This is a genomic window from Streptomyces sp. NPDC026301, assembly GCF_055567935.1.
On record NZ_JBVHPN010000016.1, the window covers coordinates 20673 to 43294 of the forward strand.

General features: G+C 71.0%; 23 protein-coding genes and 5 tRNA genes. 23 read left to right on the forward strand and 5 right to left on the reverse strand.

Features of this window, described 5'->3' with window-relative positions; genetic code table 11:
- Positions 1 to 22: 22 nt before the first annotated feature.
- The 10 genes from ACZ4MH_RS25930 (at position 23) to ACZ4MH_RS25975 (ending at position 4689) form a co-directional block, all read left to right on the forward strand.
- Positions 23 to 208 carry a hypothetical protein gene (locus tag ACZ4MH_RS25930; protein ID WP_351595817.1) on the forward strand — a complete coding sequence of 62 codons (186 nt, stop codon included), beginning with the start codon at positions 23 to 25 and terminating at the stop codon, positions 206 to 208.
- Between the two features lie 96 nt (positions 209 to 304).
- Entirely contained in the window at positions 305 to 1066 is a 762-nt protein-coding gene (locus ACZ4MH_RS25935; RefSeq protein WP_351595814.1) for a fumarylacetoacetate hydrolase family protein, read from the forward strand.
- Complete coding sequence (gene gltX, locus ACZ4MH_RS25940; RefSeq protein WP_351595811.1) at positions 1059 to 2564, forward strand: glutamate--tRNA ligase; 1506 nt, start codon at positions 1059 to 1061, stop codon at positions 2562 to 2564. The genes ACZ4MH_RS25935 and gltX overlap by 8 nt, the downstream gene beginning before the upstream one ends.
- Positions 2565 to 2717: 153 nt before the next feature.
- The gene (locus ACZ4MH_RS25945; RefSeq protein ID WP_351595808.1) at positions 2718 to 3299 is read left to right on the forward strand and encodes a Uma2 family endonuclease; all 582 of its coding nucleotides are present in this window, start codon (positions 2718 to 2720) and stop codon (positions 3297 to 3299) included.
- Positions 3300 to 3327: 28 nt separating this feature from the next.
- Positions 3328 to 4050, forward strand: a complete 723-nt coding sequence (locus ACZ4MH_RS25950) for an HAD family hydrolase (protein WP_351595805.1) — start codon at positions 3328 to 3330, stop codon at positions 4048 to 4050.
- An 85-nt stretch (positions 4051 to 4135) separates the two neighbouring features.
- Positions 4136 to 4207, forward strand: a tRNA-Gln gene (locus ACZ4MH_RS25955).
- 46 nt (positions 4208 to 4253) lie between these two features.
- Positions 4254 to 4326 (forward strand) — tRNA-Glu (locus ACZ4MH_RS25960).
- A 64-nt stretch (positions 4327 to 4390) separates the two neighbouring features.
- Positions 4391 to 4463, forward strand: a tRNA-Glu gene (locus ACZ4MH_RS25965).
- A gap of 33 nt (positions 4464 to 4496) precedes the next feature.
- Positions 4497 to 4568 (forward strand) — tRNA-Gln (locus ACZ4MH_RS25970).
- Positions 4569 to 4616: 48 nt separating this feature from the next.
- A tRNA-Glu gene (locus ACZ4MH_RS25975) sits at positions 4617 to 4689 on the forward strand.
- 167 nt (positions 4690 to 4856) lie between these two features.
- On the opposite strand, the gene ndgR is transcribed toward ACZ4MH_RS25975, so the two are convergent.
- Positions 4857 to 5576 (reverse strand): IclR family transcriptional regulator NdgR, encoded by a 720-nt coding sequence (ndgR, locus tag ACZ4MH_RS25980; protein WP_351595803.1) that lies wholly within the window; start codon positions 5574 to 5576, stop codon positions 4857 to 4859.
- 173 nt (positions 5577 to 5749) lie between these two features.
- On the opposite strand from ndgR, the gene leuC reads away from it, so the two are divergent.
- The 5 genes from leuC (at position 5750) to ACZ4MH_RS26005 (ending at position 9268) form a co-directional block, all read left to right on the forward strand.
- Positions 5750 to 7183: a 3-isopropylmalate dehydratase large subunit gene (gene leuC / locus ACZ4MH_RS25985; RefSeq protein WP_351595801.1), complete on the forward strand. Its 1434-nt coding sequence runs from the start codon at positions 5750 to 5752 to the stop codon at positions 7181 to 7183.
- 4 nt (positions 7184 to 7187) lie between these two features.
- Positions 7188 to 7781: a 3-isopropylmalate dehydratase small subunit gene (gene leuD, locus ACZ4MH_RS25990; protein ID WP_351595799.1), complete on the forward strand. Its 594-nt coding sequence runs from the start codon at positions 7188 to 7190 to the stop codon at positions 7779 to 7781.
- 136 nt (positions 7782 to 7917) lie between these two features.
- Positions 7918 to 8163 carry an SCO5555 family protein gene (locus tag ACZ4MH_RS25995; protein WP_030267010.1) on the forward strand — a complete coding sequence of 82 codons (246 nt, stop codon included), beginning with the start codon at positions 7918 to 7920 and terminating at the stop codon, positions 8161 to 8163.
- A gap of 125 nt (positions 8164 to 8288) precedes the next feature.
- The gene (locus ACZ4MH_RS26000; RefSeq protein WP_351595796.1) at positions 8289 to 8972 is read left to right on the forward strand and encodes an HU family DNA-binding protein; all 684 of its coding nucleotides are present in this window, start codon (positions 8289 to 8291) and stop codon (positions 8970 to 8972) included.
- Between the two features lie 92 nt (positions 8973 to 9064).
- Positions 9065 to 9268: a hypothetical protein gene (locus ACZ4MH_RS26005; protein WP_351595793.1), complete on the forward strand. Its 204-nt coding sequence runs from the start codon at positions 9065 to 9067 to the stop codon at positions 9266 to 9268.
- 28 nt (positions 9269 to 9296) lie between these two features.
- On the opposite strand, the gene cofC is transcribed toward ACZ4MH_RS26005, so the two are convergent.
- A complete protein-coding gene (gene cofC / locus ACZ4MH_RS26010; RefSeq protein ID WP_467754714.1) occupies positions 9297 to 9986 on the reverse strand; it encodes a 2-phospho-L-lactate guanylyltransferase in 690 nt (229 codons plus the stop codon).
- A 131-nt stretch (positions 9987 to 10117) separates the two neighbouring features.
- Here cofC and ACZ4MH_RS26015 point away from each other — a divergent pair, with 131 nt between their 5' ends.
- The 3 genes from ACZ4MH_RS26015 (at position 10118) to ACZ4MH_RS26025 (ending at position 13426) form a co-directional block, all read left to right on the forward strand.
- Positions 10118 to 10906: a lysophospholipid acyltransferase family protein gene (locus ACZ4MH_RS26015; RefSeq protein WP_351595787.1), complete on the forward strand. Its 789-nt coding sequence runs from the start codon at positions 10118 to 10120 to the stop codon at positions 10904 to 10906.
- Positions 10903 to 11904, forward strand: coding sequence for an NAD(P)H-dependent glycerol-3-phosphate dehydrogenase (locus tag ACZ4MH_RS26020; protein WP_351595784.1), 1002 nt, complete (start codon positions 10903 to 10905; stop codon positions 11902 to 11904). The genes ACZ4MH_RS26015 and ACZ4MH_RS26020 overlap by 4 nt, the downstream gene beginning before the upstream one ends.
- Positions 11905 to 12289: 385 nt before the next feature.
- Positions 12290 to 13426, forward strand: coding sequence for a D-alanine--D-alanine ligase family protein (locus tag ACZ4MH_RS26025; protein ID WP_351595781.1), 1137 nt, complete (start codon positions 12290 to 12292; stop codon positions 13424 to 13426).
- A gap of 71 nt (positions 13427 to 13497) precedes the next feature.
- Here ACZ4MH_RS26025 and ACZ4MH_RS26030 read toward each other — a convergent pair whose 3' ends face one another.
- Together ACZ4MH_RS26030 and ACZ4MH_RS26035 are read right to left on the reverse strand one after the other, a co-directional pair.
- Positions 13498 to 14004, reverse strand: coding sequence for a DUF3515 domain-containing protein (locus ACZ4MH_RS26030; protein WP_351595778.1), 507 nt, complete (start codon positions 14002 to 14004; stop codon positions 13498 to 13500).
- 8 nt (positions 14005 to 14012) lie between these two features.
- The gene (locus ACZ4MH_RS26035; protein WP_351595775.1) at positions 14013 to 14246 is read right to left on the reverse strand and encodes an Lrp/AsnC family transcriptional regulator; all 234 of its coding nucleotides are present in this window, start codon (positions 14244 to 14246) and stop codon (positions 14013 to 14015) included.
- Between the two features lie 224 nt (positions 14247 to 14470).
- Here ACZ4MH_RS26035 and ACZ4MH_RS26040 point away from each other — a divergent pair, with 224 nt between their 5' ends.
- Positions 14471 to 15439, forward strand: a complete 969-nt coding sequence (locus ACZ4MH_RS26040; RefSeq protein WP_030267042.1) for a thiamine-phosphate kinase — start codon at positions 14471 to 14473, stop codon at positions 15437 to 15439.
- Between the two features lie 61 nt (positions 15440 to 15500).
- Positions 15501 to 16289: a bifunctional hydroxymethylpyrimidine kinase/phosphomethylpyrimidine kinase gene (thiD, locus tag ACZ4MH_RS26045; protein ID WP_351595771.1), complete on the forward strand. Its 789-nt coding sequence runs from the start codon at positions 15501 to 15503 to the stop codon at positions 16287 to 16289.
- A 130-nt stretch (positions 16290 to 16419) separates the two neighbouring features.
- On the opposite strand, the gene rpmB is transcribed toward thiD, so the two are convergent.
- Complete coding sequence (gene rpmB / locus ACZ4MH_RS26050; RefSeq protein ID WP_030267048.1) at positions 16420 to 16605, reverse strand: 50S ribosomal protein L28; 186 nt, start codon at positions 16603 to 16605, stop codon at positions 16420 to 16422.
- Positions 16606 to 16882: 277 nt separating this feature from the next.
- On the opposite strand from rpmB, the gene ACZ4MH_RS26055 reads away from it, so the two are divergent.
- From ACZ4MH_RS26055 to ACZ4MH_RS26065, 3 genes are all read left to right on the forward strand, one after another.
- Positions 16883 to 18568: a DAK2 domain-containing protein gene (locus ACZ4MH_RS26055; RefSeq protein WP_351595823.1), complete on the forward strand. Its 1686-nt coding sequence runs from the start codon at positions 16883 to 16885 to the stop codon at positions 18566 to 18568.
- 67 nt (positions 18569 to 18635) lie between these two features.
- The gene (locus tag ACZ4MH_RS26060) at positions 18636 to 21863 is read left to right on the forward strand and encodes a helicase-related protein (RefSeq protein WP_351595767.1); all 3228 of its coding nucleotides are present in this window, start codon (positions 18636 to 18638) and stop codon (positions 21861 to 21863) included.
- A gap of 163 nt (positions 21864 to 22026) precedes the next feature.
- Positions 22027 to 22545, forward strand: a complete 519-nt coding sequence (locus tag ACZ4MH_RS26065; protein WP_351595764.1) for a hypothetical protein — start codon at positions 22027 to 22029, stop codon at positions 22543 to 22545.
- Positions 22546 to 22622 lie beyond the last annotated feature (77 nt).

Consider the following 22622-nt stretch of genomic DNA (forward strand, 5'->3'; position numbering starts at 1 on the left):
GAGATACGCGAGGCATTCCGCAGTGAAGACGACGATGATGTTCCGCTCCATAGCCAACCCGCGGCGCACGACCCTGATGCACCTGAAGGACGCCGAGGAGCTGCAGACCGCGCCGGCCGAGGACGCGACCCGGCCCGAGGACGCCGTCGAGCTGCCCGCCCAGACCGCCAACCCCCGCCGCACCGTCCTGATGGACGCGCCCGAGTAGGACGCGACGCACAAAAAGGACAGAGGACGGGTCCTGCTCCCGCGATAGCCTGGGGTGTCCACTCCCGGTAAGAGATCAAGAGGGGCAGCGGCTTCCGTGCGCATCGCCAGATTTTCCATCGACGGCAACGTCGGCTTCGGCGTCGTCGAGGGCAGTGACCTCGATGTCATCAAGGGACACCCCTTCGCCGAGTTCGAGCGCTCGGGCCAGAAGGTCCCCCTGGACAAGGTGCGGCTGCTGCCGCCCGTCCTCCCGAACAAGGTCGTGGCCATCGGCCGCAACTACGCCGAGCACGCCAAGGAGCTCGGCAACGAGGTCGACGACGTGCCGGTCGCCTTCTTCAAGCCCTCCACCTCGGTGGTCGGCCCCGGCGACCCCGTCGTGTACCCCTCCTTCTCGCAGGAGGTGCACCACGAGGCCGAGCTCGCCGTCGTCATCGGCCGCATGTGCCGCGAGGTCCCCCGCGAGCGCGTGAAGGACGTCATCCTCGGCTACACCTGCGCCAACGACATCACCGCGCGCGACGTGCAGAAGCGCGAGGCGCAGTGGGCCCGGGCCAAGGGCTTCGACAGCTCCTGCCCGCTCGGCCCCTGGGTCGAGACCGAGCTGGACCCGAGCGATCTGACCATCCAGTGCACGGTCAACGGCGAACAGCGCCAGCTGGGCCGCACGAGCGAGATGGTCCGCTCGATCGAGGACCTGATCGTCCACATCACGGAGGCGATGACGCTGCTCCCCGGCGACGTCGTCCTCACGGGCACCCCCGCCGGGGTCGGCCCGCTCAACGTCGGCGACGAGGTCGCCGTCACCATCGAAGGCATCGGCACTCTCACCAACAAGGTGATCAAGCGTGGCTAACGCGACCCCCGTCCGCGTACGGTTCTGTCCCTCGCCGACCGGCAACCCCCACGTGGGCCTGGTCCGCACCGCCCTCTTCAACTGGGCCTACGCCCGGCACCACGGCGGCACGTTCGTCTTCCGCGTCGAGGACACCGACGCGGCCCGCGACTCCGAGGAGTCCTACGAGCAGCTCCTGGACGCCATGCGCTGGCTGGGCTTCGACTGGGACGAGGGCCCCGCGGCGTTCGACAGCAGCGGCAAGGGCGAAGGCGGCCCGCACGCCCCGTACCGCCAGTCGCAGCGCATGGACATCTACCAGGACGTCGCGAAGAAGCTGCTGGACGGCGGCCACGCCTACCACTGCTACTGCACCGCCGAGGAGCTGGAGGAGCGCCGGGAGGCCGCGCGCAAGGCCGGCAAGCCCTCCGGGTACGACGGCAAGTGCCGCACGGTGACCCCCGAGCAGAAGGCCGCGTACGAGGCCGAGGGCCGCACCTCGATCGTCCGCTTCCGGATGCCCGACGAGACGATCACCTTCACCGACCTGGTCCGCGGCGAGCTGTCCTTCACCGCGGAGAACGTCACCGACTACGGCATCCTGCGGGCCAACGGCGCGCCGCTGTACACCCTCGTCAACCCGGTCGACGACGCGCTCATGGAGATCACCCACGTCCTGCGCGGCGAGGACCTGCTCTCCTCCACCCCGCGCCAGATCGCGCTCTACAAGGCGCTGATCGAGCTGGGCGTCGCGAAGCAGGTCCCGGCCTTCGGCCACCTGCCGTACGTCATGGGCGAGGGCAACAAGAAGCTCTCCAAGCGCGACCCGCAGTCCTCGCTCAACCTCTACCGCGAGCGCGGCTTCCTCCCCGAGGGCCTGCTGAACTACCTCTCCCTCCTCGGCTGGTCCTTCTCCGAGGACCAGGACATCTTCTCCGTCGAGGAGATGGTCGCGAAGTTCGAGATCGAGGACGTCAACGCCAACCCGGCGCGCTTCGACCTCAAGAAGTGCGAGGCGATCAACGCCGACCACATCCGGCAGCTGGACGTGAAGGACTTCACCGAGCGCTGCGCCCCCTGGCTGCGCGCCCCCTTCGCCCCCTGGGACGAGGCGGACTTCGACCAGTCGGTGTTCGACGCGATCGCCCCGCACGCCCAGAGCCGCCTGAAGGTCCTCTCCGAGATCACCGACAACGTCGACTTCCTCTTCCTCAAGGAGCCGGTCTTCGACGAGGCGTCCTGGACCAAGGCGATGGGCAAGGGCGACCCGGTGGCCCTGCTCACCACCGCCCGCGCCAAGCTGGAGACCGCGGACTGGAGCAGCCCGGAGTCCCTCAAGGAGGCCGTACTGGCCGCCGGCGAGGAGCACGGCCTCAAGCTCGGCAAGGCCCAGGCCCCGGTCCGCGTGGCCACCACCGGCCGCACGGTCGGCCTCCCCCTCTTCGAGTCCCTCGAGATCCTCGGCAAGCCCCGCACGCTCTCCAGGATCGACGCGGCCCTGAAGAAGCTCGCGGCGTAACGCGCTCGGAGTTACCTCGTCTCCGAGAGGGGCGGCGACCACACCGGTCGCCGCCCCTCTTTCGTGTATGACTGAGGGTGCAGGAACGTCTACGCAGGGGCGGTGCCGGACATGACGCGGAACACTGAGCGGGACGCGACGAGGAGGGCGAACATGTCTGTGACTGCCGATCGACCGCACATGCTGCAGGGCGAATTCGAGGAGCTGGCCCGGGTCGCCGCTCGTACCACCGAGGGGCTGCGTCTTGAGTTCATCAACGGGCGGCTGGGGGTCAAAACGGTGGCGGACGGGGATCACGGGAGGATCATCCAATGGCTCACGCGTCTCTGCCTGCAGACGCGTCCTGAGCTGTGGGTACATGATCAGGGACTGAGGGTGGAGGCGTACCGCACCGGCTATGCCATTCCTGACGGTGTTCTCGCACCAAGTGACGCCTTCGTCGGCGCGGGTGATTGGGCCGATCCCGACCCGGCGCTCATGGTCGTCGAGGTGACCTCGTTCGATTCGGACACCGACCGCCGCGACCGCATCGACAAGCCCCGCGCCTACGCCGGGACCGGCATCCCCGTTTACCTCCTGATCGACCGGGACAGCTGCGAGGTCAAGGTCTTCTCGCAGCCGGACGGCAGCCGCTATGACCAGGTGGTCAGCGTGGCCTTCGGCATGAAAGTCATCCTCCCCGACCCCGTGGACCTGACCCTCGACACCGAACCGCTCAAGAACTGGGTCTCCTGAGAGCGGCGGTGCCGGTAGCGTGCGGGGTATGCCCATACGCGCGGTCCTCTGGGACGTCGACGACACGATCTTCGATTACGCGAGCGCCGACCTGGCGGGGATGCAGGCGCATCTCCTCGCCGAGGGCCTGGCCGACGGATTCGTCTCCGTCGACCAGGCCCTCGCCCGTTGGAAAGAGGTCACGGAGATCCACTGGCGGCGCTTCGAGGCCGGCGGGATCACCTTCGAGGCGCAGCGCCGGGACCGGGTGCGTGAATTCCTCGGTATGACGTCCATGAGCGACGAGGACGCCGACGGGTGGTTCGGGCGGTACCTCGCGCACTACGAGGCCGCCTGGGCGCTCTTCCCGGACACCTTGCCGGTACTGGAGCTGCTTGCGGCGGAGTACCGGCACGCGGTGCTCTCGAACTCCTCCACCCGCAATCAGGACCGCAAGCTGCGGGTCCTGGGCGTACGGGACCGTTTCGAGGCGCTGCTGTGCGCGGCGGAGCTGGGGATCGCCAAGCCCGCCGCCGGGGCCTTCCACGCCGCCTGTGAGGCCCTGGGGCTGCCGCCGGCGGAGGTGGCGTACGTGGGCGATCAGCCCGACATCGACGCCGGTGGCGCCGTGGCCGCGGGCCTCACGGGCATCTGGCTGGACCGCCGGGGACTGGGCGGCCGGCCCGAGCTGATCCGGATCACCGGCCTGAACCAGCTGCCCGGCCTGCTGCGCGGCGATACCCGTTTTGGAGCGCCGGACGCCTTCGGGTAATGTTCTTTCTGCGCCGCCCGAGAGGGCCGACAGGCCCGGCGGGAAGCGCAAGCCAAACAAAATCCCGCAAGGGGTTGCGTTTTGGTGGGCTATGGTGTAATTGGCAGCACGACTGATTCTGGTTCAGTTAGTCTAGGTTCGAGTCCTGGTAGCCCAGCAAGAGATCGTCTTCTCGGAAGTGCAGTCTCTTGATCGCAGTGCCAGCCCCCGTTGTGTAGCGGCCTAGCACGCCGCCCTCTCAAGGCGGTAGCGCCGGTTCGAATCCGGTCGGGGGTACAGATCCTTGCACTCCACCTCCTTCGGGTCGCTCCCGGATGCGGTGATGATGAGGATCGCTAGGGCCCCCGTTGTGTAGCGGCCTAGCACGCCGCCCTCTCAAGGCGGTAGCGCCGGTTCGAATCCGGTCGGGGGTACTGGTGCCGATCCTGGATCGGTCTCAACCACCATGGGCTATGGTGTAATTGGCAGCACGAGTGATTCTGGTTCATTTAGTCTAGGTTCGAGTCCTGGTAGCCCAGCGCAGTTGAGCAGGTGGACTGCAAACTTCCTGCTCACACCGCAGGTGAGCCCCCGTTGTGTAGCGGCCTAGCACGCCGCCCTCTCAAGGCGGTAGCGCCGGTTCGAATCCGGTCGGGGGTACACAGCGAGAAAGGCCCTCCACTCAGGTGGAGGGCCTTTTTCGTGCGCCCGCTTTCGCAATGGCCGGCGTCGGTCATGATGAAAAGAAAAAGCGCGAGAAGAAAAGAGCGGAAAAGGCCCCCTGCCCACCGCCGGCGGCGTTGGCGACGGCAGGCGTGGGGGAGTGGTCAGCCCGTGGTGCGGCGCAGGGCCTCGCTGAGGCGGGCCGCCGCGTCGATGACGGCCTGGGCGTGCATCCGGCCCGGGTGGCGGGTCAGCCGCTCGATCGGCCCGGAGACCGACACGGAGGCCACCACGCGGTTCGACGGGCCGCGTACGGGCGCGGAGACCGAGGCCACGCCCGGCTCCCGCTCGCCGATCGACTGGGCCCAGCCGCGGCGCCGTACGCCCGAGAGCGCGGTCGCGGTGAAGCGTGCCCCCTGAAGGCCCCTGTGCAGCCGCTCGGGCTCTTCCCAGGCCATCAGGATCTGCGCGGCGGAGCCCGCCTTCATCGGGAGCGTGGAGCCCACCGGGACGGTGTCCCGCAGGCCCGAGAGCCGCTCGGCGGCGGCCACGCAGATCCGCATGTCGCCCTGCCGGCGATAGAGCTGGGCGCTCTCGCCCGTCACATCGCGCAGGTGTGTCAGTACCGGTCCCGCCGTGGCCAGCAGGCGGTCCTCGCCCGCCGCGGCGGCGAGCTCCGACAGCCGCGGTCCGAGGATGAACCGGCCCTGCATGTCCCTCGCCACCATCCGGTGGTGTTCCAGTGCTACCGCAAGCCGGTGCGCCGTGGGGCGCGCGAGCCCGGTCGCTCCGACCAGTCCGGCGAGGGTGGCCGGACCGGACTCCAGAGCGCTCAATACCAGAGCCGCCTTGTCGAGAACACCGACGCCGCTAGAGTTGTCCATGCAACGATACTCGCGTCTCACACTGTGAAACGCAAGTTCAATTTTCTGCGGAAGTCGCCACTCTTGAAGCGAGGCCCTGGACCGGGGCCCGTGTACCGCCCGGTACGAGGGGTACGAGCGGCGCGCAATCAGACGAGTTGGGCCGGCGAAGTCGGCCGGCCGGAGGGACAGCGATGGGACGGACACTCGCGGAGAAGGTCTGGGACGACCATGTCGTCCGGCGCGCGGAAGGCGAGCCCGACCTGCTCTTCATCGATCTTCATCTGCTGCACGAGGTGACCAGCCCGCAGGCCTTCGACGGCCTGCGCAAGGCCGGCCGCCAGGTGCGCCGTACGGACCTGACGATCGCCACCGAGGACCACAACACCCCCACGCTGGACATCGACAAGCCGATCGCCGACCCGGTCTCGCGCACCCAGCTGGAGACGCTGCGCAAGAACTGCGCCGAGTTCGGCGTGCGCCTGCACCCCCTCGGCGATGTCGAGCAGGGCGTCGTTCACGTCGTGGGCCCGCAGTTGGGCCTGACCCAGCCCGGCACCACCGTGGTCTGCGGCGACAGCCACACCTCCACGCACGGCGCGTTCGGCGCGCTGGCCTTCGGCATCGGCACCAGCCAGGTCGAGCACGTGCTGGCCACCCAGACGCTGCCGCTCTCCCCGTTCAAGACCATGGCCATCACGGTGGAGGGCGAGCTGCCCGACACCGTCACCGCCAAGGACCTGATCCTCGCCATCATCGCGAAGATCGGCACCGGCGGCGGCCAGGGCTATGTCATCGAATACCGCGGCTCGGCCATCGAGAAGCTCTCGATGGAAGCCCGGATGACCATCTGCAACATGTCGATCGAGGCCGGCGCCCGCGCGGGCATGATCGCCCCGGACGCGACCACCTTCGCCTACCTCAAGGGCCGTGACCACGCCCCGGCCGAGGGCGCGGAGTGGGACGCGGCGGTGGAGTACTGGAAGACGCTGCGCACCGACGACGACGCGGTCTTCGACCACGAGGTGGTCATCGACGCCGCCGAGCTGGCGCCGTTCGTCACCTGGGGCACCAACCCCGGCCAGGGCGCCCCGCTGTCCCAGAACGTCCCCGACCCCGCCTCCTACGAAGACGCCTCGGAGCGCTACGCCGCCGAAAAGGCCCTGGAGTACATGGGGTTGACGGCCGGTCAGCCGCTGCGCGACATCAAGGTCGACACCGTCTTCGTGGGCTCGTGCACCAACGGCCGCATCGAGGACCTGCGCGCCGCCGCCACCCTCCTGGAGGGCCGCAAGGTCGCCGACGGGGTGCGGATGCTCATCGTCCCCGGCTCGGTACGCGTCGCCCTGCAGGCCGTCGAGGAGGGCCTGGACAAGGTCTTCACCGCCGCCGGCGCCGAATGGCGCCACGCGGGCTGCTCGATGTGCCTGGGCATGAACCCCGACCAGCTGGCGCCCGGCGAGCGCTCCGCCTCCACCTCCAACCGCAACTTCGAGGGCCGGCAGGGCAAGGGGGGCCGCACCCACCTGGTCTCTCCCCAGGTCGCCGCCGCCACAGCGGTTCTCGGCCACCTGGCCTCCCCGGCCGACCTGTCCGATGCCGCCGCCCCCGCGCCCGCTGGAGTCTGAAAACATGGAAGCCTTCACCACCCACACCGGCCGGGTCGTCCCGCTGCGCCGCAGCAATGTGGACACCGACCAGATCATCCCCGCGCACTGGCTGAAGAAGGTCACCCGCGACGGCTTCGAGGACGGCCTGTTCGAGGCGTGGCGCAAGCAGCCCGACTTCGTGCTGAACCAGGACGCCTACCGGGGCGCCACCGTGCTGGTGGCCGGCCCCGACTTCGGCACCGGCTCCTCCCGTGAGCACGCCGTGTGGGCGCTGCAGAACTACGGCTTCAAGGCCGTCATCTCCTCCCGCTTCGCCGACATCTTCCGCGGCAACTCCCTCAAGAACGGGCTGTTGACGGTGGTACTGCCGCAGGAGACCGTGGAGGCGCTGCAGCAGCTGGCCGAGGCCGACCCCACCACGGAGATCACCGTGGACCTGGTCGCCCGCGAGGTCCGCGCCCCGGGCATCACCGCCGGGTTCGAGCTGGACGAGAACGCCCGTTGGCGGCTGCTGGAGGGGCTGGACGACATCAGCCTCACCCTCCGGGAGGAAGACTCCATCGCCGCGTACGAAGCGAACAGGCCGCCCTTCAAGCCGCGTACAGTAGTGGCCTGACCTCGGGGTTTTCTGGCTGAAAGACATCTTGCATACGATGCGCTCCTTGTCACTTGGCAAGGGGCGCTTCGTCTTGTTGAGTGGCGTGTTGAGGCCCCGTGAAGCGACAACTCACCGCAGATGGCACAATTAGCGCATGGAACGCGACGGCCAACTGGAGCTCTACGGTCTCGTCGCCGACCGTCTCAAGGCCGCACACACACGCGTGCGGACACTGCAAGTCCCGGAGGGCGTACGGATGGCGCTGACCCGGAAGCTGCTTGTCATCACGGCTGCGGCGAAACACGATCTGGCCGGCGCGGCACGGCGTCTGGAGCGCTTCATGAACGACCTCGACGAAGGGCGTTATCCCGAAGACGTGGATGCCGACGGAACTCCGTGACGGTCGAGTTCGTTGCGGCACAAGGGTGATTAGCCCGTTTCGTGTTTGATTTGCGGTATATATCTGCCTAACGTGCGAAAAAGCTTGAACACATTCGTTCCAGCAATGTCTCCGAAGGGGAAGACGTGAACAAGGCGCAGCTCGTAGAAGCCATTGCCGACAAGCTCGGCGGACGTCAGAACGCCGCGGACGCGGTCGACGCGGTCCTGGACGCCATCGTCCGTGCCGTGGTCGGCGGCGACCGCGTTTCGGTCACCGGATTCGGCTCGTTCGAAAAGGTCGACCGCCCGGCCCGTTACGCCCGTAACCCGCAGACGGGTGAGCGGGTGCGGGTGAAGAAGACCTCCGTGCCGCGATTCCGCGCCGGACAGGGCTTCAAGGACCTGGTCAGCGGCTCGAAGAAGCTCCCGAAGAACGACGTGGCCGTCAAGAAGGCCCCGAAGGGCAGCCTTTCGGGCGGTGCTTCCACCCGTACGACGGCCAAGGCCGCGGCCAAGAAGGCCACCGCCAAGAAGGCGACGGCGGCGAAGAAGACCACGGCGGCGAAGAAGACCACCACCGCCAAGAAGGCCACGCCGGCCAAGAAGGCCACCACGGCGAAGAAGACCACCACCGCCAAGAAGGCCACGCCGGCCAAGAAGGCCACCACCGCCAAGAAGGCGACGCCGGCCAAGAAGGCCACCACGGCGAAGAAGGCCACGGCCAAGAAGACCGCCCCCGCCAAGAAGACCACGGCGAAGAAGGCCCCGGCCAAGAAGGCCACCGCCCGCAAGACCACCGCCAAGAAGGCCACCGCCCGCAAGCGCTGACCGCCCCGCGGCGAACCTCGCGACGGGCCGGGCTCCCCTGAGGAGCCCGGCCCGCGGTGCGTTGCCCGCCCCCTCCCGTTTAGGCTCTGACCATGCAGGCCACCGCATACACCTACGACGCCGAGCGCCGCACGGGCAGCGTGCTGCTCGACGACGGCACCCCGCTGCCCTTCGACGCCCCCGCCTTCGACGCGGGCGGCCTGCGGCTGCTCCGCCCCGGCCAGCGGGTCCGCATCGACGTGACGGGCGAGGGCGCGGACCGCCGGATCACCCTCATCACGCTCCAGACGTTCTGACGCACCTGCCGGAAGGCCGGGCGGCCGCTCAGGCCCCCGGAGCGCCCAGCGCCGCGATTCCCGCCGAGATGGCCGCCGTATGGCGGGCCGTCCACGCCCCCACGCCCCATTCCAGCGCCACTCGGAGATCCTCCGGAGTGTCCACGTCCTGCCGCACCGACCGCACGTCGGACAACGCCAGCTCCTGAGCGCCGGAGGCCGCGTGCCGGGCCCGTGAGGCACCGCCGAAAGCCGGGGCCAATTCCACCTCCGGCGCCGCGGTCAGCAGCGTCGTCCCTATTTCCGCCGCGTCCGCGAGAAATGCGCGCGGGAATTGCGCGGCCGCGGTGAGCACCCGTTCCAGTTCCGCCGTGCGCAGCGCCGGAAGATCCGCATTGAGCGCCGCCACCGCGGCACCGGGGCGGTGCGCCCGTACGGTGTGCGCGCCGTACGCGATCGCGGGATTCAGCCCCGCCGCCGGCACGTCGGCCACGATGCGCGCCCCGAGAGCCGCCAGCGCCTCACCGGCCTGCGGATCGTCCGTGACAACCGCCACATCGCGCACCACCGGGCACTCCAGCGCCGCGGCCACCGTGTCCAGGGCGAACGCCAGCGCCAACCGGGGCCGAAAGCGCGCGTCCGCCGCGGCGGACAGTCTGCTCTTGGCCCGCACCAGCGGTTTCAGGGGCACCACCAGACTCCACACCGCATCCGCTCCTTCTTCTCGCATCGGCAGCATTGTCACCCGCTGCCGCCGCCCGCAGCAGGGCGCGGGGATACGGTGTCCTCGACAGACCGGGTACCGGGGGCGACACTTGTGCGGCTGCCGGGTCGCCGCAGCTCAGCAGGTCCCATTAGGAGGGTGTCCGAGTGTCCCGCCACAGAATCGGCTTCTGGTACCGCCTCGCAGCGGTCATCGCAAAACCGCCGCTCGTGGTGCTGTTCAAGCGGGACTGGCAGGGAATGGAGCACATTCCCGCCGAGGGCGGATTCATCACCGCGGTCAACCACAACTCGTATCTCGACCCGCTCTCCTACGCGCACTATCAGTACAACAGCGGACGGGTCCCGCGATTCCTCGCCAAGAGCGGCCTCTTCAAGGGCGGCTTCGTCGGCGCGGTCATGCGCGGCACGGGACAGATCCCGGTCTACCGCGAATCCACGGACGCGGCCACCGCGTTCCGGGCCGCCGTCGACGCCATCAACAGGGGCGAGTGCGTCGCCTTCTACCCCGAGGGCACCCTCACCCGGGACCCCGACATGTGGCCCATGCAGGGCAAGACCGGCGCCGCCCGGGTCGCCCTGCTCACCAAGGCGCCCGTCATCCCGGTCGCCCAGTGGGGCGCCAACGAGGCGATGCCGCCGTACGCCAAGGAGAAGAAGCTCCGGCTCTTCCCGCGCAAGACGCTGCGCGTGAAGGCGGGCCCGCCGGTCGACCTGAACGAGTTCTACGGCCAGGAACCCACCGCCGAGGTGCTGCGCGCCGTCACCGACCGCATCATGGCCTCGGTGACCGGCATCCTGGCCGAGGTCCGCGAGGAGCCCGCGCCGGCCGAGCCGTACGACCACCGCAAGGCCCGCGCCGAACAGCGCCGGAAGAACCAGCAGATGCGGCGGGACGAGACGCCCGGCCCCACTCAGGAGGATGAAGGCAAGTGACGCGCTGCGCCGTCTACGGCACGGGGTCGTGGGGCACCGCATTCGCGATGGTGCTGGCCGATGCGGGCTGTGAGGTGACCCTGTGGGGCCGCCGCGCCGAGCTCGCCGAGGCCATCAACACCGGCCGCACCAACCCCGACTACCTCCCGGGCGTGGAGCTGCCGCAGACCGTACGGGCCACCACCGACCCCGCCGAGGCCGCCGCCGGCGCGGAGTTCGCCATCCTGGCCGTGCCGTCCCAGACGCTGCGCGCCAACCTCGCGGACTGGGCGCCGCTGCTGCCCTCCGACACCGTCCTGGTGTCGCTGATGAAGGGCATCGAGCTCGGTACGGCCAAGCGGATGAGCGAGGTCATCGAAGAGGTCGCCAAGGTGCCCGCCGAGCGGGTGGCCGTGCTGAGCGGCCCGAACCTCGCCAAGGAGATCGCCTCCCGGCAGCCCGCCGCCGCCGTCGTCGCCTGCACCGACGAGGCCGTCGCCACCCGCCTGCAGGCCGCCTGCCACACCCCGTACTTCCGCCCGTACACCACCACCGACGTGGTGGGCGCGGAGCTGGGCGGCGCGGTGAAGAACGTCATCGGTCTCGCGGTGGGCATCGCGGGCGGCATGGGCCTGGGCGACAACGCCAAGGCGTCCCTCATCACCCGCGGCCTCGCCGAGACGATGCGGCTGGGGCTCGCGCTGGGGGCCGACCCGGCCACGTTCGCGGGGCTGGCGGGCATGGGCGACCTGGTCGCCACGTGCTCCTCGCCGCTCTCCCGCAACAACACCTTCGGCCAGAACCTCGGCCGCGGCATGAGCCTCGAAGAGACCATCGCCGTCACCAAGCAGACCGCCGAGGGTGTGAAGTCCTGCGAATCGGTGCTGGACCTGGCGCGCCGGCACGGTGTCGAGATGCCCATCACCGAGACGGTCGTGAGCATCGTCCACGACGCCAAGCCGCCGCTGGTGGCCCTGAAGGAACTGATGTCGCGCTCGGCGAAGCCCGAGCGCCACTGAACCCACGGTTGTCCACAGGGCCCGACGGCCTCGAGCCGTGAGCGCTACCTTCGCGGTACGCCGCTTCTGCGCGGCTTGTGTGGTGGAGGTGGGGGAGGGGCCTTGGCCACGGATACGGGAGCTCTCCCGCTGGTCTGGGGAGAGGGAGGGGCCCTGCCAGGAACGCGGAGGGGGAGGGGCCCTGCCAGGAACGCGGAGGGGGAGGGGCCCTGCCAGGAACGCGGAGGCGGAGGGCCCTGCCAGGAACGCGGAGGCGGAGGGCCCTGCCAGGAACGCGGAGAGGGAGAGGCCCCCGCCACGCCCCCGCCGACCATGGCCCATTGAAGCGCCCCACGCCCCCCAAGTCATTCGCATCGGCCGTACCAACAGGTAGTCTCGACGCGATATGAGCAGCGAGACCTCCTCCCAGAAGCCCCGCGTCGCCGTCGTGTTCGGCGGGCGCAGCTCCGAGCACGCCATCTCCGTGGTCACCGCGGGCGCCGTACTGAGCGCCATCGACCGCGAGAAGTACGACGTGCTGCCGATCGGCATCACGTCGGACGGCCGCTGGGCGCTGACCGCCGACGCGCCGGAGCGGATGGCCATCACGGACCGGAAGCTGCCGAGCGTGGCGGAGCTGGCCGAGTCCGCCGACGGCTCCGTGGTCCTGCCGGTCGACCCCACCAGCCGCGAGGTCGTCTACAGCGAGCCCGGCCAGGTGCCGAAGGTGCTCGGCGACGTCGACGTGGTCTTCCCCGTCCTGCACGGCCCGTACGGCGAGGACGGCACCCTCCAGGGCCTCCTGGAGCTGTCCGGCGTGCCCTACGTGGGCTCCGGCGTGCTCTCCTCGGCCGTCGGCCAGGACAAGGACTACATGAAGCGGGTGTTCGCCTCCTTCGGGCTGCCGGTCGGCCCGTACGAGGTCATCCGCCCGCGCGAGTGGGAGCAGGACCCCGCTGCGGCGCGCAAGAAGATCGTGGACTTCGCCGGCGAGCACGGCTGGCCGCTGTTCGTGAAGCCCGCCCGGGCCGGCTCCTCCATGGGCATCTCCAAGGTGGACGACCTCTCCGGGCTGGACGAGGCCGTCGAGGAGGCCCGCCGCCACGACCCCAAGATCCTGGTCGAGTCGCTGCTGAGCGGCCGGGAGATCGAGTGCGGCGTGCTGGAGTTCGAGGACGGCCCGCGGGCCAGCGTCCCGGCCGAGATCCCGCCGGTCACCGCGCACGACTTCTACGACTTCGAGGCCAAGTACATCGACTCCGCCGCCGGACTGGTGCCCGCGCCGCTCACCGAGGAGCAGACGGCGCGCGTCCAGGAGCTGGCCGTCGAGGCGTTCGAGGCGGCGTCCTGCGAGGGCCTGGTGCGCGCCGACTTCTTCCTGCAGGACAACGGCGAGTTCGTCATCAACGAGATCAACACCCTGCCGGGCTTCACGCCCATTTCGATGTACCCGCGGATGTGGCAGGAGTCCGGGGTGAGCTACGCCGAGCTGGTGGACCGGCTCATCCAGGCGGCGCTGCGGCGCTCCACGGGCCTGCGCTGAGCCTCCGCGGCGACCGGTCGGGGCGTGTCCTGCGCGACCTCGACCGGATTCTGCGCGACGTTGACCGGGTCCTACACGACTCCGACCGGAACGGTCTTCTTCACGGCCGACGCCAGGTCGGTGAGCACATCGACCTCGGGCGCGTACTTCCCCGGCACGGTCACCTCGACGTTCGCGCGGCGCAGCACGGTCGTGAAGCGATAGCCGTCGTCCTGCTTCTCGAAGAGCCACTCGACGCCGTTGATTTCCGCGGCGTCCTGCAGCGGGTTGTAATGTTCATTACCAGGCTTCAGCACGTCGGGCTTCGGCACGCCGCAGCGCAGGCGCACGGCGGGCGATCCCCACACGGCGGTGAAGTCGGAGACGGGATCGGCGGTCCGCCGCTTCAGACCGTCCACGGTGTCGGGCAGTTTCCCGTGCAGCGCTCGGCAGAGCCGGGCCGGCTCCCCCTTCGGGGCGGGAACCGCCACGCTCGCCGAATCGTCGGACGGGGCACAGCCCGCCACTGTGATCAGCACGGCGAGCAGCGGCGGAGCAGCGAGCGACCGGCCTGGCGAGGATTTCACCCGGCCGAGCATACGGGGGACTAGATATGAACCACCGGGCAGGTCAGGGTGCGCGTGATGCCGTCCACTTGCTGGACTTTGGCGACCACCATGCGGCCCAGATCATCGACCGTGTCAGCCTGGGCACGCACGATCACGTCGTAGGGACCGGTCACGTCCTCGGCCTGGAGCACGCCGGGCAGTTTGGCGATCACTTCGGCGACCGCGGACGCCTTGCCGACCTCGGTCTGGATCAGGATGTACGCCTGTACCACGGGACCTCCAGGGCGGCTTCGAGGATCATGTGGGAAGAAGGGACGCCACGGTACCGCGTCGCCGAGCGGAGCGGGGAGACCCGCGCGGCGGACGCGGCGAACAGTTCGCGGCCGCCGACGCGGAACGCGTCATCCGGAGCGCGGCCGTCCGGGAAGGCGGCGTCGGCCGTGCGCGACGCGTCAGTGGAGTACGGAAGGTCCGTACGCATGGGAAGGGCAACAGCATGAAGGGCACCGTCGGCGAGTTGGGGGAGTTCGGCCTCATCAGAGAGCTGACCTCGCGGCTCACCTCCACCCCGGCCGTACGCATCGGACCGGGCGACGACGCCGCCGTGGTCACCGCGCCGGACCGCCGGGTCGTGGCCAGTACGGACGTACTCCTCGAAGGGCGGCACTTCCGCCGCGACTGGTCCACCGCCTACGACGTCGGCCGCAAGGCCGCCGCCCAGAACCTCGCCGACATCGCCGCCATGGGCGCGGTCCCCACCGCCATCCTGCTCGGCCTCGTGGTGCCCGCCGAACTCCCCGCGACGTGGGCGACGGAGCTGATGGACGGGCTGCGCGACGAGTGCCAGGTGGCGGGCGCCGCCGTGGTCGGCGGCGACGTCGTGCGCGGCGAGATCATCACCGTCGCCATCACCGCCCTCGGCGACCTGCGCAACGCCGAGCCGGTCACCCGGGGCGGCGCCCAGCCCGGCGACGTCGTCGCGGTCACCGGCTGGCTCGGCTGGTCCGCGGCGGGCCACGCCGTCCTCACCCGCGGCTTCCGCTCCCCGCGCGCCTTCGTGGAGGCGCACCGCAGGCCGGAGCCGCCGTACCACGCGGGCCCCGCGGCCGCCGGGCTCGGCGCCACCGCCATGACGGACGTCAGCGACGGCCTGGTCGCCGACCTCGGGCACATCGCCGAGGCCAGCAAGGTCCGCATCGATCTGCAGTCCCAGAAGATCGACGTGCCCTCGCAGATGGCCGACATCGGTACGGCCTGCGGCGTGGACCCGCTGCAGTGGGTGCTCTCCGGCGGCGAGGACCACGCGATCGTGGCGACCTTCCCGCCGGACGTGAAGCTCCCCGCCCGCTGGAAGGTCATCGGCGAGGTCCTCAACCCCTCCGCGCTGCCCCAGGTGACGGTGGACGGCGCGCCCTGGACCAAGGGCGGCTGGGACCACTTCGGCGACGACGACGTGGTCGGCTGAGACGCCTCCTGGGCCGGGGCGACGTGGCCGGCCGGATCCGGCGGTCGATTAGATTCGGGGCATGCACACACCACCCCGCGTCCTGACCGTCGCAGGCTCCGACTCCGGCGGCGGCGCCGGCATCCAGGCCGACCTGAAGACGATGCTGGCGCTCGGCACGCACGGCATGAGCGTGCTGACCGCCGTCACCGCGCAGAACTCCCTGGGCGTCCAGGGCGCCTGGGAGCTGCCCGCCGAGGCGGTACGGGCCCAGTTCCGCAGCGTCGTGGACGACATCGGCGTCCAGGCGGTCAAGACCGGCATGCTCTCCTCGCCCGAGCTGGTCGAGACGGTCGCCGGGCTGCTCGCGGAGATCGCCGCGCCCGTCGTCGTCGACCCCGTGGGCGTCTCCAAGCACGGCGACGCGCTGCTCGCCGCCACGGCCCTGGACGCGGTCCGTACGAAGCTGCTGCCGACCGCGACCGTCGCCACCCCCAACCTCGACGAGGTGGCCCAGCTCACGGGCGTACAGGTGCGGGAAGAGGCCGACCTGCGGCGGGCGGCCGCGGCGATCCTGGCCCACGGGCCGCGCTGGGCGCTGATCAAGGGAGGGCACCTGGCGGGCGACGCGGTGGACCTGCTCACCGACGGTGATCAGGAGCACTGGCTCCGGGCCCCGCGCCACGACAACCGGCACACGCACGGCACGGGCTGCACGCTCGCCAGCGCGATCGCCGCCCGGCTGGCGCACGGCGATACCGTTCCGGAGGCCGTGGCGGCGGCGAAGGAGTACGTCACGGGCGCGATCGCGGCCGGCTTCCGGCTGGGCGGCGGCATCGGGCCCGTCGACCACGGGTGGCGGCTGCGCTGACCGCCGCCGCGGGGGCGTCCCTCGTGGGGCACGCCCCGCCCGCGCGGCCCCCCGGACAACAGAAAAGCCGGCCCACCCGGAGGTGGACCGGCTTCAAGGCAACCGGCAGAGGCTGCGCCACGACGTAACGTCAGCGCGCGACCTTGCCGGCCTTGATGCACGAGGTGCAGACGTTGAGCCGCTTCGGCGTGCGCCCGATCACAGCGCGCACCGTCTGAATGTTGGGGTTCCAACGACGGTTGGTGCGGCGGTGCGAGTGAGAAACGCTCTTGCCGAAGCCCGGCCCCTTGCCGCAGACGTCGCAGTTGGCAGCCACGGGTCACTCCAAAGACTTCAGATGCACTTACGGTAATTCCCAGCGCGCCGAGTGCATTGAACGACAAGCGGTGCCGGGAGGGGAAAAAGCCCGATTCGCATCGGGCAACCGGAGCAGCATACAACGACCGCTCCCGCCCTACGAAACTACCATGACCGCCCGGGGCCCCCGCCCGAGCACCGGTCCCGTCCGCGGCTACCCTGCGGTGCACTGCCTGCCCCGACCGGGGAGGACATACAGCGACCGAGGAGGACGCACGGTGCCCCGAGGACGCACGGTGCCGCACACGCTCGACGCTGCCGCGGTCCGCGCCTGGTGCGGGCTGGCCCTGGAGGCGCTCGGCCGGGACCGCGAGCGGATCGACGCGATCAACGTCTACCCGGTCGCGGACGGTGACACCGGCACCAACCTCTACCTGACCGTGGAATCCGCCGCCCGCGCGGTCGACGCCGCCTTCGACGGGCACGCCGCCTCCGGTACCGCGCCCGGCCTCGCCGACGCGATCGGCGCGATGGCGCACGGCGCGCTCATCGGGGCCCGCGGCAACTCCGGCACCATCCTGGCGCAGCTGCTGCGCGGCATGACGGAGGTACTGGCGCACGCCCCCGGGGCGGCGGATCACGGGACGGCCGAGGCACTGGCGCGTGCACTGCGGCGGGCCGCGGCGTCCACGTACGAGGCGGTGGCGCACCCCGTGGAGGGCACGGTCCTCACCGTGGCGACGGCCGCCGCCGACGCCGCCGAGGGGGCCGTGCCGGCCGGTGACGTGGTGGCGGTGGCCCGCGCGGCCCACGAGGGCGCCAGGAAGGCGCTGGACGCCACTCCTGGGCAGCTCGCGGTGCTGGGCAGGGCCGGTGTGGTCGACGCGGGCGGCTGCGGCCTGGTCGCCGTCCTGGGCGCGCTCGCGGACGCGCTGTCCGGGGAGCGCACGGCAGCGACCGGCGGCGTACGGATCGCCGTGGGCGCCCCCGCCTCCTGGAGCGGCACGGACCCCGCCACGGTCGTCACCGAGGCCGGCGGCTGCGGCCCCGACGAGCACGCCGCCGCCGACGGCCCCGCCTTCGAGGTGATCTACCTCCTGGAGGCCGACGACGAGGCCGTGGCCCGGCTGCGCACCCGGCTCGACGGGCTCGGCGACTCCCTGGTCGTGGTCGGCGGGGACGGCCTGTGGAACGTCCACGTGCACGTGGACGACGCGGGCGCGGCCGTCGAGGCGGGCATCGAGGCGGGCCGCCCGTACCGGATCCGCATCACGCACTTCGCGGGCGCCGAGGCCGCCCGGAGCGCGGCCCCGGAGCGCGCGGAACGGGCCGTGGTCGCGGTGGTACCGGGAGACGGGCTGGCCGGGCTGTGCGCCGAGGCCGGCGCGACGGTGGTCTCCGTACGCCCCGGGGAGCCGCCCGCCAGCGGCGAGCTGGTCCAGGCGATCCGGCAGGCGCACGCCCGCGAGGTGGTGCTGCTGCCGAACGACGCCGACCTGCGGCACACGGCCGCGGCAGCGGCCGGCCAGGCCCGTACCGAAGGCGTGCGCGTCGCCGTGATCCCCACCCGGGCCGCGGTCCAGGGCATCGCGGCGCTGGCCGTCCATGAGTCCGGCCGCACGTTCGACGAGGACGTGGTGGCGATGACCTCGGCGGCGGGCGCCACCCGCTACGGCGAGCTGACGGTCGCCGAGCGGCAGTCCTGGACGATGGCCGGGGTCTGCCAGGCCGGGGACATACTGGGGCTGGTGGACGGCGACGTCGCGGTGATCGGCGCGGACCCGGCGGCCACCGCCCTCGACGTACTGGACCGGATGCTCTCGGCGGGCGGCGAGATGGTCACCCTCGTGTGCGGCGAGGACTTCCCCCAGGACCTGGCCGACCGCCTCGAACGCCACGTACGCGAGCGCTACCTGGCCGTGGACACGGTGGTGTACGCCGGGGGCCGGCAGTCGTCGCTGCTGCTGATCGGTGTGGAGTAGCCGCCTCCCCGCGGCCTGTTCACCGGTCCTCCCGCCGCTTGTCAGTGGCGTGGTGTGCAATGGACCCGTGCTGGATGAACCACTGAAGAAGATCCTCGGCGGCACCACCGCGAAGGTGCTGGCCGAGCACCTCGGCCTGCACACGGTCGGCGATCTGCTGCACCACTACCCCCGGCGGTACGCCGAGCGCGGCGAGCTGACCACCCTCGCCGACCTCCCGCTCGACGAGCACGTCACGGTCGTCGCCCGGGTCGCCGACGCCCGCGTGCACACCTTCAACCACGGCCGCGGCCAGCGCCTGGAGGTCACGCTCACCGACGGCAGCGGCCGGCTCCAGCTGGTCTTCTTCGGCAAGGGCATCCACAAGCCGCGGCACGACCTCCTCCCGGGCCGCCGCGCGATGTTCGCGGGCAAGGTCTCGGTCTTCAACCGCAAGCTCCAGCTCGCCCACCCCGAGTACGAACTCCTCGCGGGCGAGGGCGGCGACGACGCCGTGGACGCCTTCGCCGGCCAGCTCCTGCCGATCTACCCGGCGGCCCAGAAGATGCCGTCCTGGAAGGTCGCCAAGGCGGTCGACGCGGTGCTGCCCAGCGCCCGGGAGGCGGTCGACCCGCTGCCGCCCGCGCTCCGCGAGGGCCGCGGCCTGGTCCCGCTGCCCGAGGCCCTGCTGAAGATCCACCGGCCCGCCACCAAGGCCGACATCGCCGACGCCCGGGCCCGCCTGAAGTGGGACGAGGCGTTCGTCCTCCAGGTCGCGCTGGCCCGCCGCCGCTTCGCCGAGACCCAGCTCCCCGCCGTCCCCCGCCCGCTGACCGAGGACGGCCTGCTGGACGCCTTCGACGCCCGGCTGCCCTTCACCCTCACCGACGGCCAGCAGAAGGTCAGCCGCGAAATCTTCGACGACCTGGCCACGGACCACCCGATGCACCGCCTCCTCCAGGGGGAGGTGGGCAGCGGGAAGGCACAGCCGCTCGATTCCTCGGTCCTGGCCCCCCAGGGATTCCGCCGCATGGGGGACATGGCGCTCGGTGACGAAGTGGTGGTGCCGAATGGCGAGATCGCTGTGGTGGACGGTGTCTTTCCGCAAGGCGAGCGGGAGGTGTGGCGTCTCGTGCTCTCCGACGGTAGTTCTGTCGAATGCGACGACGAACACCTCTGGATCGTCGGGACGAGTTGCGCGCTGCACCGTGGCGAACGGCCGAAGGTGCTGACGACCCGCGAGATCAGAACGGACACCTTCAAGGCCAACGGCTCGTCGAAGTGGTACATCGCGCCCGCAGTGCCGGTGGACCTGGAGGGCGGTGAAGGCCGCCCGTTGGATTCGTATCTGCTGGGTCTCCTCTTGGGAGACGGTTCCTTCCGGCACAACCTCCGGTTGTCCAGCATGGACGACGAACTGCTTGTGGCGGCAGGCGCCGCAGTGGCGCCGCACTGCAGGCTCGTGCCGGTCACCGGCTCGGATTGTGACCACACGATCCAGCTGTCCGCACCCAAGGGGGGAGCTCGCCGGAACCCCGTGATCCAGGCCTTGCGCGATCTCGGCCTCTGGGGCGTCACGTCGCACGAGAAGTTCGTTCCGGCCGGATACAAGAACGCGCCGGTCAAGGACCGGCTGGCCGCCCTGCAGGGGCTCATGGACACGGACGGTACGGTCCAGCAGAACGGCCTGGCCGCCTCCTTCTGCTCGGCCTCGCGACGGCTGGCCGATGACGTGGCGTGGCTCGTGCGCTCGTTGGGCGGGCGCGCACGGGTCCTGCCCAAGCGGGACGCCTTCAACGTTTCCGTGGCTCTGCCCGACGAATACCCGCCGTTCAGGCTCGCCCGGAAGGCCGGCCGCATGCACGGACGGCCGAAGTACAACACCTTCCGCCGGGGCATCCGGGCCGTGGAGTACGTCGGTAGGAAGCCCGTGCAGTGCATCAGCGTCGCGCACCCGAGCCATGCGTACGTGACCGACCACTTCACGGTGACGCACAACACCATGGTGGCGCTGCGGGCCATGCTCGCCGTGGTGGACACCGGAGGGCAGGCGGCGATGCTGGCGCCGACCGAGGTGCTGGCGCAGCAGCACCACCGCTCGATCACCGAGATGATGGGGGAGCTGGCCGAGGGCGGGATGCTCGGCGGGGCGGAGCGCGGGACGAAGGTCGTGCTGCTGACCGGTTCGATGGGCACGGCCGCGCGGCGGCAGGCGCTGCTGGACCTCGTGACGGGCGAGGCGGGGCTCGTGATCGGTACGCATGCGCTGATCGAGGACAAGGTGCAGTTCCACGACCTGGGGCTGGTCGTGGTGGACGAGCAGCACCGGTTCGGTGTGGAGCAGCGGGACGCGCTGCGCTCCAAGGGCAAGCAGCCGCCGCACCTCCTGGTGATGACGGCGACGCCCATTCCGCGCACGGTCGCGATGACGGTCTTCGGCGACCTGGAGACGTCCGTACTGGACCAGTTGCCGGCCGGGCGGTCGCCGATCGCCAGCCATGTGGTGCCGGCCAAGGACAAGCCGCACTTCCTCGCGCGCGCCTGGGAGCGGGTGCGGGAGGAGGTCGAGGGCGGCCACCAGGCGTACGTGGTCTGCCCGCGGATCGGCGACGAGGCGGAGGAGCCCAAGGGCGCGAAGGGCGCGAAGAAGAAGGCCGAGGCGGCCGAGGAGGAGGCCGGCGCGGCGGAGGAGGCCGAGAAGCGGCCGCCGCTGGCCGTACTGGACGTCGCCGAGCAGCTGGCCAAGGGCCCGCTCGCGGGGCTGCGCGTGGAGGTGCTGCACGGGCGGATGCAGCCGGACGACAAGGACGACGTGATGCGCCGGTTCGCCGCCGGCGAGGTCGACGTCCTCGTGGCGACGACCGTCATCGAGGTGGGGGTGAACGTCCCGAACGCGACCGCGATGGTGATCATGGACGCGGACCGGTTCGGCGTCTCGCAGCTGCACCAGCTGCGCGGCCGGGTGGGCCGCGGTTCGGCGCCCGGCCTGTGCCTGCTGGTGACGGAGATGCCCGAGGCGAGCCCGGCGCGGGCCCGGCTGGGCGCCGTGGCGAGCACGCTGGACGGCTTCGAGCTGTCCCGGATCGACCTGGAGCAGCGGCGCGAGGGCGACGTCCTGGGGCAGGCGCAGTCCGGGGTGCGCTCCAGCCTCCGGATGCTCGCCGTCATCGAGGACGAGGACGTGATCGAGGCGGCCCGGGAGGAGGCGACGGCGACCGTGGCGAACGACCCGGAGCTGGCCGGACTGCCCGAGCTGCGGGTCGCGTTGGACGCGCTGCTGGACACCGAGCGGGAGAGTTACCTCGACAAGGGGTGAGGGCGACGGTCCCGGCCCGGGGCGCGCCGGGACCGGGCGGTGCCGCAACAGGCGTGCGGCGCGGGCCCATTGTCAGACCCCCCTGGGAGACTGAATCCCGTACGAGCCGGCCCGTGCGCGTTTCCTCGGCGGCCGGCCGTGCGCGGACCAGGGGGGCCGTTTCATGGCATTCCGGCATCTGAACGAACTCCCGCTCGGCGACAAGATCTTCCGCATCGAGCTCGCCAGCGACGACGACGCGACCGTCACGCTCACCTTCACGGGCTGGCAGGAGGAGGCCCCCGAGACCCTCCTCGCCTCCGGCGCCCTCACCCTGCCCCTGGCCGAGGTCCCGGCCCTGCGGATCGCACTGAACCGCGCCTTGCGCGCCCTCGCGCTGGTCGCCGACGTGGCCGAGCCGATACCGGACCGCGATGTGCTGCGCGAGCTGTTCCCCGGGCACGGCGCGCCCTGGGTGCCGCAGCACGAGGAGGACCTGACGCGCCGGTTCCACGCGGGCGAGACCATCGCGCGCGTCGCCGCCCGCTTCGGCCGCACGCCCGATTCGGTACGGACGAAGCTGCGCGAGCTCGGCCACGACCCGCGCCGCCCCGAGTACTGCCCGCCGGACGGCTGCCTGTCCTGGTCGCGGTACGCCTCACCGGCCCTGGTGGGTGGCGCGGAGGAGGCCGACGACCGGTAGCGCCCGCTTCGGCGCGGGCTCCGGGGCCCGTACGCCATATCGTGGGGGTGCGGGACCGCTCCCGGCCCCGCCCCGCC

Excerpts from the sequence above, each read along its gene's own strand:
- ACZ4MH_RS25945 (WP_351595808.1), top strand. The coding sequence starts at position 2,718 with ATGTCTGTGACTGCCGATCGACCGCACATGCTGCAGGGCGAATTCGAG.
- ACZ4MH_RS25950 (WP_351595805.1), top strand. The coding sequence starts at position 3,328 with ATGCCCATACGCGCGGTCCTCTGGGACGTCGACGACACGATCTTCGAT.
- ndgR (WP_351595803.1), bottom strand. The coding sequence starts at position 5,576 with ATGGACAACTCTAGCGGCGTCGGTGTTCTCGACAAGGCGGCTCTGGTA.
- leuC (WP_351595801.1), top strand. The coding sequence starts at position 5,750 with ATGGGACGGACACTCGCGGAGAAGGTCTGGGACGACCATGTCGTCCGG.
- leuD (WP_351595799.1), top strand. The coding sequence starts at position 7,188 with ATGGAAGCCTTCACCACCCACACCGGCCGGGTCGTCCCGCTGCGCCGC.
- ACZ4MH_RS25995 (WP_030267010.1), top strand. The coding sequence starts at position 7,918 with ATGGAACGCGACGGCCAACTGGAGCTCTACGGTCTCGTCGCCGACCGT.
- ACZ4MH_RS26005 (WP_351595793.1), top strand. The coding sequence starts at position 9,065 with ATGCAGGCCACCGCATACACCTACGACGCCGAGCGCCGCACGGGCAGC.
- cofC (WP_467754714.1), bottom strand. The coding sequence starts at position 9,986 with ATGCTGCCGATGCGAGAAGAAGGAGCGGATGCGGTGTGGAGTCTGGTG.
- ACZ4MH_RS26025 (WP_351595781.1), top strand. The coding sequence starts at position 12,290 with ATGAGCAGCGAGACCTCCTCCCAGAAGCCCCGCGTCGCCGTCGTGTTC.
- ACZ4MH_RS26030 (WP_351595778.1), bottom strand. The coding sequence starts at position 14,004 with ATGCTCGGCCGGGTGAAATCCTCGCCAGGCCGGTCGCTCGCTGCTCCG.
- ACZ4MH_RS26040 (WP_030267042.1), top strand. The coding sequence starts at position 14,471 with ATGAAGGGCACCGTCGGCGAGTTGGGGGAGTTCGGCCTCATCAGAGAG.
- thiD (WP_351595771.1), top strand. The coding sequence starts at position 15,501 with ATGCACACACCACCCCGCGTCCTGACCGTCGCAGGCTCCGACTCCGGC.
- ACZ4MH_RS26065 (WP_351595764.1), top strand. The coding sequence starts at position 22,027 with ATGGCATTCCGGCATCTGAACGAACTCCCGCTCGGCGACAAGATCTTC.